We start from the raw sequence: 11,501 nt of genomic DNA on the forward strand, positions 1-11,501 counted from the left end.
CCGGACGGGCGCGACCTCGACCTAGGGATAGTGGACGCCTCTGACACGTTTCCGGTCCCCGGTTCGGCGTGTCCCTCAACCGGGTCAACGCGACACTCCGCGCGCGAGGCTGCGCCGAGCCGCGGAATCGGCCAGGGTGGAGCGTGTGAGCGACACGAGCAGGAGCGGTTCGGGATACGTCGAGCCGGAGTTCCAGCGGGACACCAAGTACATCTCCGACCGCATCACCGCCGACGGCCGCGACGGCTGGCCGGTCGAGCCCGGGCGCTACCGGCTGATCGCCGCCCGCGCCTGCCCGTGGGCGAACCGCGCGATCATCGTCCGCCGCCTGCTCGGGCTGGAGCCGGTCATCTCGATGGGGCTCACCGGCCCGACGCACGACGCGCGGAGCTGGACCTTCGACCTCGACCCCGGCGGCCGCGACCCGGTGCTGGGCTACGAGCGGCTGCAGGAGGCGTACTTCGCCCGGTTCCCGGACTACCCCAAGGGCATCACGGTGCCGGCGATGGTCGACGTCCCCACCAAGGCCGTCGTCACCAACGACTTCCCGCAGATCACGCTGGACTTCTCCACCGAGTGGACGCAGTACCACCGCGACGGGGCGCCCGACCTGTACCCGGAGAAGCTGCGCGACGAGATGGCCGAGGTGATGGAGCGGATCTACACCGAGGTCAACAACGGCGTGTACCGCTGCGGCTTCTCCGCCTCGCAGCGGGCCTACGACAAGTCCTACGAGCGGCTGTTCACCGCGCTGGACTGGCTCGAGGAGCGGCTGACCGGGCAGCGCTATCTCATGGGCGACACGATCACCGAGGCCGACGTCCGGCTGTTCACCACGCTGGCCCGCTTCGACGCCGTCTACCACGGCCACTTCAAGTGCAACCGGCAGAAGCTGACCGAGTTCCGCGCGCTGTGGGCCTACGCCCGGGACCTGTTCCAGACACCGGGGTTCGGCGACACGACCGACTTCCCGCAGATCAAGGAGCACTACTACGTCGTCCACGCCGACATCAACCCGACGCAGATCATCCCGGCGGGCCCGGACACGTCGGTCTGGCTGACCCCGCACGGCCGCGAGGAGCTCGGCGGCTCGCCGTTCGGCGACGGCACCCCGCCCGGGCCGACGCCCGAGGGTGAGCAGGTGCCGGCGGAGCACGGTCCGGGCGGCATCCCGCACCGATGACCCGTCACCCGACGACGGCGAGCACCGCGGCGGCCAGCAGCCGCTGCCCCTCGTCGGTGGGGTGGATGTCGTCGGGGATCACCAGGCCGGCCGCCACCGAGCTGCCCCCGGCGGCCAGCGCGCGTTCGCGGAAGGCCTCGTACCCGTCGACCACCTCCGCGCCGTGGCTCGCCGGGACCCCGGCGAGGTCGACACCGATCCCCGCCGGCTCGCCCGGGTAGTCGAGCGCGTAGTAGGTGACGACGACGATCCGCCCGTCGTACCCGCCCTGGTCGCGCAGCGTGCGCAGGATGCGGTCGAGGTTGCCCTGCGCGGCGGTCGTCATCGCCTCCTGCTCCACCGGGTCCGCACAGCCGCCCGGTGACGTGTGGCAGACGCCGGCGTCGTTGGCACCGAGCTGCAGCGTGATCAGCTCGACGTCGTCGTGCTCCTCCAGCAGGTCGAGCGCGAGCTCGAGCTGCGACTGCTCGGGGGACGCGTACGGGACGTGCGTCGGAAACCTCGTCCGGTAGCCCTCCGCCCCGTGGCAGCCCATGTCGGGTTCGGTCGGATCGAGGAAGGTCGCGGTCGTCTCGCCGGGGCAGGCGGTGGTCAGCACCTCCAGGCCGAGCTCCGCGCCGACCAGCTCCGGATAGCCGACGAAGTCCGCGGGGTCGGCGTAGTCGGCCGGCCCGGCGGGGCGGAAGCCGAAGGGCACGGAGTCGCCGAGCGCGAGGTAGCTCCCGGGATCCGCGTCGGCGGTGACCGAGGGTGGCTCCGGCTCCGGCGCCCCGACCTCTTCCGAGCACGCCGCCAGCAGCAACGTCGCGAGCGTCGCCGCCACGAGTCGCGACCTGCTCCGCATGCGGTCACCGTAGGGGCACCGCAGTCGGCGGGCCGGCATCCCTGCGATGCGCGTCACAACCGCGGTCCGGACCTCGCCGCACCGGCATAGGGCGGTGAGCGGCGACGTTATGGTCGGGACGACGCAGCCAGCCGATCGCCCCGGGTGTCGGCCTGGTCCTCGAACTCCCAGGAGCCCTCCTCGTGCCGCCCGCCTTCTTCACCCTGTCCGACGGTCGCTTCGTCCCTCACGAGGACGCCCGCAGCTGGTGGACCCCCGGGATGCTCAGCGGTCCACTGCTCGGCGGCCTGCTCGCCCGCGCGCTGGAGACCGCGCACGGCTCCCCCGAGTTCCAGTTCAGCCGGCTGACCGTGGACCTGTTCCGCAACGCCCCCTTCGAACCTGTCGAGCTCACCACCGAGGTGATCCGGGAGGGTCGACGCATCCGCGTCACCGAGGCGAAGGTCGTCACGAGCATCGGCGTGGTCGCCCGCGCCAGCGGCGTGCAGCTGCGCCGGGGCGAGCAGCCGCCGAGCCCCGTGCCCACCCGCACGCCCGCCTGGGACGCGCCGAACCCCGCGGGGATCACCGATCCCTACTTCACCTTCGTCCCCGACGGCGACCACTCCCGCCGCGGCATGTGGATCCACGCGGACCGCCCGCTGGTGGCCGGCGAGGAGCTCACCCCGTTCGTCCGCGTCGCGCTCGCGGCCGACGAGGCCAGCCCGGTGGCGCACCGGGGCGAGACCGAGCTCGAGTTCATCAACGCCGACTACACGCTCACCCTCAGCCGCGATCCGGTCGGCGAGTACGTCGGCCTCTCCGCCGGCGGGCACGTCAGCGAGGACGGCATCGCGGTCGGGCACGCCACGGTGCACGACGAGAAGGGGCCGATCGGCTTCAGCATGTCGATCGCCGTCGCCAACGTGCGGACCGTGTGACCGGGGTGCGCCCCGCCTACTTCACCCCGGCCGGCGACGGGTTCGCGCCGGGCGAGAGCGCCCGCAGCTGGTGGGTGCCGGGCATGATCCACGGCCGGCTGCTCGGCGGCCTGCTCGCCCGCGAGCTGGAGACCGCCTACGGCGACCCGCAGTTCCAGTTCAGCCGGGTCACCGTCGACATGTTCCGCAACGCGCCGTTCGAGCCGGTCTCGGTCAGCAGCGTCGTCGTCCGGGAGGGGCGCCGGATCCGGGTGACCGAGGCGACGGTGACCGCCGGCGTCGGCGCCGTCGCCCGGGCGAGCGCGGTGCAGCTGCGCCGCGGCGAGCAGCCCTCCGCTCCGGTGCCGACCCGCACCCCGGCCTGGGACGCGCCGGATCCGGCGTCGTTCGGCCGGTCCTTCGCGGAGTTCGCCGCCGACGGCGATCCGGTCCGCCGCCGCATGTGGATCCGGGAGGAGGGCCCGCTCGTCGACGGCGAGCCGCTGTCCCCCTTCGTCCGGGCGGTGCTGGCCGCCGACGTCGCCAGCCCCCTGGCCCACCGCGGCGAGGACGACCTGGAGTTCATCAACGCCGACTACACGCTGACCCTCAGCCGGGACCCGGTCGGTGAGTACGTCGGGCTGGAGTCCGGTGGGCACGTCAGCGAGGACGGCGTCGCGACCGGGCACGCCACCGTGCACGACGAGAAGGGGCCGATCGGCTTCAGCATGGCCGTCGCCGTCGCCAACATCCGCGCGCTCTGACACCTGCTCCGGCTTTCCCGACCGGTCGCCCTGCGGGACAGTGACCCTCGGCGGCGGTTGCCTCCCGGGCTCCCGCCGGTGTCCGAGGGGGAACGCGCATGTACGCACGCTCGACCGGCTTCCACGGTGACCCGCACAGGGTCGACGACGCGATCCACTACGTCCGCGACAAGGCCATGCCCGCGCTCCTCGGGATGGACGGCTACGTCGGGGTCTCGATGCTGGCCGACCGCGGCTCGGGCCGGTGCATCATCACCAGCTCCTGGGACGACGCCGCCGCCCTGCACCGCAGCGCCGGCGAGATGAGGGGCATGCGCGCCCGGGCCGCCGACATCCTGCAGAGCCCGCCGGACGTGCACGAGTGGCGGGTCGCCCTGCTGCACCGCGTGCGGAGCGCGCCGCCCGGCGCCCGCACCCGCGTGACGTGGACCCGCAGTGACCCGGCAGGGCTCGACCACACGCTCGAGGAGTTCGCCGAGGCCGTCGTCCCCCGGTTGGCCGACCTGCCCGGCTTCTGCAGCGTCAGCGTCCTGACCGATCCCGAGCAGGGCCGGACGTCGAGCGCGATCACCTACGCCGACGACGCCGCGCTGGAGGTCGCGACCACCCAGCTCGCCCCGCTCCTGGCCGAGTTCCACCGGCAGCGCGGCAGCGAGGTGACCGACGACCAGGCGTTCGAGCTCGTGCTCGCCCACCTGCGCGTCCCCGAGACGGTCTGAGCGGGGGGGCGGACACGTGACGACGTCGGACCCCACCCCCGGCACGGACACCGGCGGCCGGCACGCCGCTCCGGACGAGCCCGACACGGACGCTCCGGAGACGGCCGCCGCGCCCGACGAGCCGAGGCGGAGCCGGTTCCGCCCGGCGACCGGGCGGCCGCTCGGCAGGCACCCCGCCGGGAGTTCGCTGCTGTCCAGCGCCGGGCTGCTGCTGGGGCTCGTCCTCGCCCCGGTGGTCTTCGACCGGCTGGACTTCGACGTCTTCGACCGTGCCGCCGCGGCCGCCCGCAGCGCCGCCACCACCTGGCCGGGCGGCGGCGAGCCGTGGTTCTGGCCCTCGTGGGTGGCGGCGGTCGCCGGGGTCGTGGCGCTGCTGCTGGTCGGCGTGGGGCTGGTCGGGGTGCGGCTGCCCGACGTCGTCGTCGGCGTCCTCGGCGTGCTCCTGGCGCTGGCCACGGGGCGTGCGGCCTGGACGACCCTCGACGTCGTCGACGCCCGGCTCTGGGACCTCGTGCCGGTCTGCCTGGTCTGCCTGCTCGCGTTCGGTCTCGCCATCTCGGGCGTGGCCCACTGGCGTTCCTCGGGTGACGACCAGCCCGGATCGGGGATCAGCGGCGCGGCGAGTGCGTCGCTCGCCGGCGTCGTCGTCGCCCTGCTCCTCCTCGCCGGTGGCGCCGGCATCGCCCGCTTCCAGGAGGAAGGGCGGGGGCCGGCCGGGCCACCGCAGAAGGTCGCCGGGCTGCTGAGCATCCGGGCGGCCGACGCCGCCGCGGCCGACGACCTGGCCGGCCCGTGGGTGCCCCAGCTCGCGTCCGCGCAGATCGGCGACGCCGATGACGCGGCGACCGCCTTCTCCGCCCGGCACCGCGACTACTCGGCGTTCCTCCCGGTGCTGCTGCTGCGCGGCGACGACGTGGCGGGAGAGGACGTGGACGACGACTGGTGGCTCACCGTCGCCGCCCAGGGGTTCGCCGCCGAACCCGAGGTGCGGGCCTGGTGCGCGGCCAACGGGCAGGACCCCGCCACCTGCATTCCCCGCCGCCTCCCCTGACCCCTCGAGTTGATCATCGTCTGCGTGCCCGCGACACCGCTGCACACGCCGCGGCGGCGCGCACGCGAACGATGATCGACTCGAGGGTGACGCTGCCGGTCAGACGACGCGGGTGAGCGCCGGCCACAGCCCGTCCGGGCCGTCGGCGAGCAGGCCCTGGGCCAGCACCCGCGACCAGAGCAGCTCGCTGCCGGCCTCGTCCCGCCACGACCACAGCCGCTTGGTGAGGTGGTGCAGCCGGTGCTCCTGGGTGAAGCCGATCGCGCCGTGCACCTGGTGGGCCAGCCGCGCGACCACCTCGACCGCCGCACCGGCCCGCACCTTCGCCGCGGCGGCGGCCAGCCAGAAGTCGCCCGAGCCGTGGTGCAGGGCCTGGACGGCGGCGTCGGTCAGCGCGGTCACCGCGGTCACCTCGCCTGCCATCTCCGCCAGCTCCATCTGGATCGCCTGGAACTTCGCCAGGGGGCGGCCGAACTGCTGCCGCTCACCGGCGTACTGCACGGTCCAGGCGAGCACCTGCTCCAGCGCCGCGGTCAGTTGCACCGCCCGGGCCAGCGCGTAGCCGGCCCGCAGCTCGCGCACCTGCCCGGCGTTCAGCGGGGCGGCCAGCGCGCGGACGCCGTCGACGACGAGGGCACCGCGCGGCTCTCCGGCGAGGTTGGCCGCGGTGAGCACCGTCAGCCCCGCGGTCGGCAGCAGCGCGAGCACCGCGCCGTCCGGGCCGTTCGCCAGCAGCGCCGCGTGCGCGGCGACGCCGCTCCACGGGACGTCGGCCACCGTTCCGGACAGCGTCCAGGCGTCCCCGGAGGGGGTGGCGACGACGTTCTCGGCGGAACCGAAGGTGAGCGGTTCCTCGACCGGCGGGAGCGGGAGCCCGGCGGCGATCACCGCGGGGCCGGCCACCAGCAGCTGCTCGGCCACCGGCACCGCACCGGCGCCCGCGGCCAGCGTGCGCACGATCGCGACGGCGTCGTCGAGGTCGCCGCCGGAGCCGCCCGCCGACTCCGGCAGTCCCACCCCGGTGAGCCCGGCCCCGGCCAGCGCCGTCCAGAGGCCCTCGTCCCAGGGCCGCTCCGGCGTCAGGTCGAACGGCTCGTGCGCGCCGAGGATGTCGCGGACGGTCTCGACCACCAGGTCCTGATCGCTCACCGGAGCCCCAATCCACGTGCCACGATCCCGCGCAGGATCTCGTTGGTGCCGCCGCGGAGCGTGTAGCCCGGCGCGTGCAGCTGCGCCTCGGCCAGGGCCCGGGCCAGCGGGTCGGGCGAGTCCAGCGACGGCAGCACGTCGACCACCCGCCGGACCTCGTCGATGACGTCGGCCTCGAACGTCGTCCCGACGTCCTTGACCAGCGCGGCGGGGATGTTCGGCAGCTCGCCGCGGTCCAGCGCCGCCGCGATCCGCAGCGACATCTGGCGCAGCGCCAGCAGCCGCGCCGAGAGCCGGCCGAGCGCGGCCAGCGCGGCGAAGTCGCCCGAGTCGACCACTCGACGAGCGAACTCGGCGACGAGTGGATAAGTCGACAGGAACCGCTCCGGCCCCGACCGCTCGAAGGCCAGCTCCGCGGTCACCTGGTGCCAGCCGTCGCCCTCGGTGCCGAGCAGCATGTCGCCGGGGACGACGACGTCCTCGAACACGACCTCGTTGAAGTGGTGGCCGCCGTCGAGGATGCGGATCGGGTTGACGGTGATGCCCGGCAGCGACAGGTCGATGAGCAGCTGCGACATGCCCGCGTGCCGGTTGGCGGTGTCCACCGGGGCGGTGCGCACCAGCACGATCCCGTAGTGCGACACGTGCGCGTTCGACGTCCACACCTTGGCGCCGTTGACCACCCAGTCGCCGGACTCGTTGCGCACCGCCTTCGTGCGGATCGAGGCGAGATCGGAGCCGGAGTCGGGCTCGCTCATCCCGATGACGAAGTAGCACTCGCCGCGGGCGATGCGCGGCAGGATCTCCTGCCGCTGCTTCTCGGTGCCGTAGCGCAGCAGGTTGGGACCGGACTGCCGGTCGGCGATCCAGTGCGCCGCGACGGGGGCGCCGGCGGCGAGCAGCTCCTCGGTGACGGCGTAGCGCTCCATGGCCGAGCGCTCGTGCCCGCCGTACTTCTTCGGCCAGGTCATGCCGAGCCAGCCGCGCGCGCCGAGCTTGCGGCTGAACTCCGGGTCGACGCCGGACAGCCAGGTGTCGACGTGGGTGGTGAAGGTGCCGGCGGCCAGCTCCTCGGCGAGGAAGTCGCGGACCTCGCCGCGCACCTGCTCGGCCGCCTCGGACTGCGGCGCCGGCGACAGGGTCAACGGGTTGCTCATGCGGCTCCCAGCTCGAGATCGACGTCCTCCGGCCGATTCTGCAGTGTGCCGCCACCTCCCGCCCCACGGCCCTGATGATCAGGTCACCTGGTCATCCCGGGTCCTCCCTCGCGGTAGACCGTGAGGGAGGTCCCATCGTGACCAGGGACCCTGATCATCACGGAGGTCAGCAGCGGGTGAGGGCGAGCAGCGCGATGTCGTCGGCCCGGTGCGGCCCCGTCAGCTCGCGCAGCAGGTGGTCGCACAGCTCGCCGGGCTCCGAGGTCCCCGCCGACGACGCCGCGGCGAGCAGCCGGTCGAACCCCTCGTCGATGTCGGCCGAGTGGCTCTCCACCAGCCCGTCGGTGAACAGGACCAGCGTGGCCCCCGGCGGCATGACCCCCAGCCACTCCGTCGCCGCGGACGGCGGCGCGCCCAGCATCCGGCTCGGCCGCACCGGCAGGAAGTCCGCCCGCCCGTCGACGACGAGCACCGGTGGCGGGTGCCCGGCCGAGGCGATCCGCAGCCGCCCCGACGCGGGGTCCAGCGAGGCGAACAGCGCCGTCGCCATCCGTTGCAGCCCCAGCAGCGGCCAGCCGGTCTGCAGCCTGTCGACGACGGCGCCCGGCCCCGGCCCGTCAGCCAGCAGCGCCCGGTAGACGCTGCGCAGCTGACCCATCGTCGCGGCGGCGGTGATGTCGTGGCCGACCACGTCGCCCACGGCCAGCCCCACCTCGTCCCCGGGCAGCGGGACGACGTCGTAGAAGTCCCCGCCGACGTCTACCCCGCGGGTGGCCGGGAGGTAGCGCACCGCCGTCGCCAGTCCCTCGACCGCGGGCGGCGCCGGCGGGAGCAGGTTCCCCTGCAGCGCGTGGGAGGTGCGGACGGCGAGGTCGAAGCGCTGCGCCTTGGCCACCACGAGCGCCAACTGCAGGGCGAGCTGCTCGGCCACCTCGACGTCGGCCTCGGTCAGCGGCCCGCGCTCCCGGCAGTTGGCGAACGTGAGCACGCCGAGCTGGCGCCCCTCGACGGTCAGGGGCACGGCCACGACCGCGACCAGGTCCAGCTCCCGCAGCAGCTCGAGGTGCCCCTCGTCGAAGGCGACCGACCGCAGGAACTCGTCGTCCACCGACCGGATCCACTGGGTGCGCCCGGCCCGCAGCGCGCGCACGCTCGGGTGCTCGGTCGCCCGGCGCGGCAGGTGGTGCAGGCGCAACCGTTCGACGAGGTGCTGCCGGCCCGGGTCGCGGTGCCGCACGGCCGGCCGGACGAGCCCCTCCTCGGTCTCCAGGTCGACCACGCAGAGGTCGGCGAGCCCCTTGACCACCAGCCCGGCCAGGCGCTCCACGTTGCGCGTCAGGTCGGCCGCCTCTGCCAGGCGCCGCGCCGCCTCCAGCAGGAACGCCGCCCGCTCGGCCTGGCGCGTCGTCTGCTCGTGCAGCCGCGCCCGCTCCAGCGCCTGACCGGCCTGACGGCCGATGGTCCACAGCAGGTTCACGTCGGCCGGGTGCAGGGGCGTGCGCTCCCCGGGCTCGTCCAGGCTGATCAGGTCGCCGGGCCCCTCCCCCAGCGCCACCACCAGCACGCCCAGCCGGCGACCGTTCGCGCTCACCGGCACGATCACCAGCTCCAGCAGCGCCGACGCCGCCATCGCCGCAGCCAGGGCCGGCTGGCCCGCCCGCAGCTCGTCGTCCAGGACGATCGAGCGCACCCCGCGCTCGAGCTCGACGGCCAGCCGGCTGCCGGCCGCGTCGCGCAGCTCCGGCAGGAGGTCCGGCGCCAGGCCCTGCGACCACAGCGTCCGCAGCCCCGGCAGGTCCGGCGTCGTCGGCTGGGCGCCCTCGACCAGCACCAGTGCCGCCCCGCGGGCGTGGAACGCAGCAGCGGTCCGCTCGACGATGACCGCGCCCACGTCCGCCACGGACGTGGCGGCGGCGAGGTCGGAGACCACCATCTGCAGCGTCACCGAGCGCCGCTCCGACTCCTCCGCCGCCCGTTGCGCGGCCAGCAGCTCCCGCTCGTAGCGCCGCCGCGCGGTCGCCTCGAAGACCGTGGCCCGCACCAGCGCCGGCGCGCCCTCGTCGTCCCGGAGCAGCACCGCGTTGGCCAGGCAGGACAACAGCGACCCGTCGGCGCGCACCAGGTCGAGCGCGATCTCCCGCACCGCGCCCTGCATGCGCATCAGCGGCGTCAGGTGGGTCTCGTAGTAGACCCGCCCGCCGGTGCTCAGCAGCTCCTGGAAGCGGGTGCCCAGCACCGAGTCGGCGGACCGGCCGAGCCACGAGCAGAACGTGCCGTTGATCTTGACGATCCGGCCGTCGGGCAGCATCGAGAGGTAGCCCATGGGCGCGTTCTCGTAGAGGTCGGCCGGGTCGTCCTCCAGCATCCGGTCCAGCGGCCCCCACGGGTCCGGACCGGGGATGCCGGTGGGATCCAGCTCGGCCATCCCCGTCATCCCGGCAGGAAGGCCCGGATCGCGGCGGCCGTCTCCCCCGGCGCGCTCAGGTGCGGGCAGTGCCCGGTGGCGGAGAGCTGGGTGAGGACGCTCCCCGGGATGTGCTCGTGCACGTAGCGGCCGACGACCTCGGGGGCGATCACGTCGTCGCTGCACTGCAGCACGAGCGTGGGGACGGCGACCCCGGGCAGGTCGGCGCGGTTGTCGGACAGGAACGTCACCCGCGCGAAGTGCCGGGCGATGTCGGGGTCGGTGCGGCAGAAGCTGTTGGTGAGCTCCTCCGCCGCCGCCGGCTGGTCCGGCGTGCCCATGATCACCGGCGCCATCTGGGTGGACCAGCCCAGGTGGTTGGCGTCCAGCGCATCGAGCATCTCCGCGATGTCCTTGCGGCTGAACCCGCCCACGTAGTCGCCGTCGTCGACGTACCGGGGGCTGGGCCCGACCATCACGTGGGCTCCGAACCGGCCCGGCGCCTGCTGCTCCGCCAGGACGCCGATCATCGCGCTCACCGAGTGGCCGACGAAGACCACGTCGGTGAGGTCGAGCTCCTCGCAGATCTCGACGACGTCGGCGGCGTAGCCGCGCAGCGAGCCGTACTTCGGCCGGTCGTAGGCGCGTAGGTCCGACCGGCCGGCGCCGACGTGGTCGAACAGCACGATGCGGTGGTCGTCGGCGAACGCGGGGACGACGAGCCGCCACATCTCCTGGTCGCAGCCGAAGCCGTGGGCGAACATCATGGGGCGGGCATCCGGCCGGCCGGCGAGCCGCACGCAGTTGCGCTCCAGGACGTTCCCCACCGGGCGACCATACGAGAGCCGGGTTCCGCTGTCTGCGGACTCCGGCCTCCGGCGCGGTCACCCCCGGTCAGCCGGCGGATGCGGAACGCCAGGCCATCCGGCGTGGCCTGCACCGCCGCGACCACCGCGGACAGCGCGGCGTCGACGCCGCCGGGCCCCGCCCTACGCTCCGCCGCGTCGTACCCGGAACCGGCCGGGGCGCCCTGCTCCCGCGCGAGGTACGCCATGCCCACCTCCACCCTCGGTTCCGTCGCGGTCGTCCCGGCTCCCCGGACACCCGCCGACGACGTCGTGACCGGACCCCGCACCGCGCCGCCCGGGGGCCGCGCCGCCTCCTACCAGCGGGTGCTGCACCGGGTGTTCCGCCGGGAGTTCCGGCTGCTCGCCGATCTGCTGGCCTGGGCGCCCCGGGCCGAGCCCGCGCGCACCGCCGCGCTCACCCGCCACGCCGACCTGCTCGCCCAGCTGCTCGCCGCCCACCCCGGCCGCCCGCGACGCCGTGGC

General features: G+C 74.5%; 10 protein-coding genes and 1 pseudogene. 6 read left to right on the forward strand and 5 right to left on the reverse strand.

Annotated elements, in window-relative coordinates:
• Positions 1–145 precede the first annotated feature (145 nt).
• Positions 146–1,183: a glutathione S-transferase family protein gene (locus A6V29_RS08525; protein ID WP_137159908.1), complete on the forward strand. Its 1,038-nt coding sequence runs from the start codon at positions 146–148 to the stop codon at positions 1,181–1,183.
• 4 nt (positions 1,184–1,187) lie between these two features.
• Here the strand turns inward: A6V29_RS08525 and A6V29_RS08530 are convergent, their stop codons facing one another.
• The gene (locus A6V29_RS08530) at positions 1,188–2,027 is read right to left on the reverse strand and encodes an SGNH/GDSL hydrolase family protein (RefSeq protein ID WP_170977773.1); all 840 of its coding nucleotides are present in this window, start codon (positions 2,025–2,027) and stop codon (positions 1,188–1,190) included.
• 182 nt (positions 2,028–2,209) lie between these two features.
• Here A6V29_RS08530 and A6V29_RS08535 point away from each other — a divergent pair, with 182 nt between their 5' ends.
• The 4 genes from A6V29_RS08535 (at position 2,210) to A6V29_RS08550 (ending at position 5,460) form a co-directional block, all read left to right on the forward strand.
• Positions 2,210–2,947, forward strand: coding sequence for an acyl-CoA thioesterase domain-containing protein (locus tag A6V29_RS08535; protein ID WP_212719155.1), 738 nt, complete (start codon positions 2,210–2,212; stop codon positions 2,945–2,947).
• Positions 2,944–3,690 carry an acyl-CoA thioesterase domain-containing protein gene (locus tag A6V29_RS08540; RefSeq protein WP_212719157.1) on the forward strand — a complete coding sequence of 249 codons (747 nt, stop codon included), beginning with the start codon at positions 2,944–2,946 and terminating at the stop codon, positions 3,688–3,690. The genes A6V29_RS08535 and A6V29_RS08540 overlap by 4 nt, the downstream gene beginning before the upstream one ends.
• A gap of 98 nt (positions 3,691–3,788) precedes the next feature.
• Positions 3,789–4,409, forward strand: coding sequence for a hypothetical protein (locus A6V29_RS20780; RefSeq protein ID WP_170977774.1), 621 nt, complete (start codon positions 3,789–3,791; stop codon positions 4,407–4,409).
• Between the two features lie 16 nt (positions 4,410–4,425).
• A complete protein-coding gene (locus A6V29_RS08550; protein ID WP_137159910.1) occupies positions 4,426–5,460 on the forward strand; it encodes a hypothetical protein in 1,035 nt (344 codons plus the stop codon).
• Positions 5,461–5,559: 99 nt separating this feature from the next.
• On the opposite strand, the gene A6V29_RS08555 is transcribed toward A6V29_RS08550, so the two are convergent.
• The 4 genes from A6V29_RS08555 to A6V29_RS08570 form a co-directional block, all read right to left on the reverse strand.
• A complete protein-coding gene (locus tag A6V29_RS08555) occupies positions 5,560–6,609 on the reverse strand; it encodes an acyl-CoA dehydrogenase family protein (RefSeq protein WP_137159911.1) in 1,050 nt (349 codons plus the stop codon).
• Entirely contained in the window at positions 6,606–7,766 is a 1,161-nt protein-coding gene (locus tag A6V29_RS08560; protein ID WP_137159912.1) for an acyl-CoA dehydrogenase family protein, read from the reverse strand. The genes A6V29_RS08555 and A6V29_RS08560 overlap by 4 nt, the downstream gene beginning before the upstream one ends.
• 166 nt (positions 7,767–7,932) lie before the next feature.
• Positions 7,933–10,191: a SpoIIE family protein phosphatase gene (locus tag A6V29_RS08565; RefSeq protein ID WP_249933118.1), complete on the reverse strand. Its 2,259-nt coding sequence runs from the start codon at positions 10,189–10,191 to the stop codon at positions 7,933–7,935.
• A 5-nt stretch (positions 10,192–10,196) separates the two neighbouring features.
• On the reverse strand, positions 10,197–10,997 hold the full coding sequence (locus A6V29_RS08570; protein ID WP_249933119.1) for an alpha/beta fold hydrolase: 801 nt from the start codon (positions 10,995–10,997) through the stop codon (positions 10,197–10,199).
• 225 nt (positions 10,998–11,222) lie between these two features.
• Here A6V29_RS08570 and A6V29_RS08575 point away from each other — a divergent pair.
• Positions 11,223–11,501, forward strand: a pseudogene (locus A6V29_RS08575) (hypothetical protein); the annotation flags it as partial.

Origin of the sequence: Blastococcus sp. CCUG 61487 (assembly GCF_005222955.1) — a bacterium.
In the GTDB taxonomy this organism is placed as follows: Bacteria; Actinomycetota; Actinomycetes; order Mycobacteriales; family Geodermatophilaceae; genus Blastococcus.

What these genes read in the sequence shown, in the direction of transcription:
- A6V29_RS08530 (WP_170977773.1), bottom strand. Translation starts at nt 2,027, where the DNA reads ATGCGGAGCAGGTCGCGACTCGTGGCGGCGACGCTCGCGACGTTGCTG.
- A6V29_RS20780 (WP_170977774.1), top strand. Translation starts at nt 3,789, where the DNA reads ATGTACGCACGCTCGACCGGCTTCCACGGTGACCCGCACAGGGTCGAC.
- A6V29_RS08560 (WP_137159912.1), bottom strand. Translation starts at nt 7,766, where the DNA reads ATGAGCAACCCGTTGACCCTGTCGCCGGCGCCGCAGTCCGAGGCGGCC.
- A6V29_RS08565 (WP_249933118.1), bottom strand. Translation starts at nt 10,191, where the DNA reads ATGGCCGAGCTGGATCCCACCGGCATCCCCGGTCCGGACCCGTGGGGG.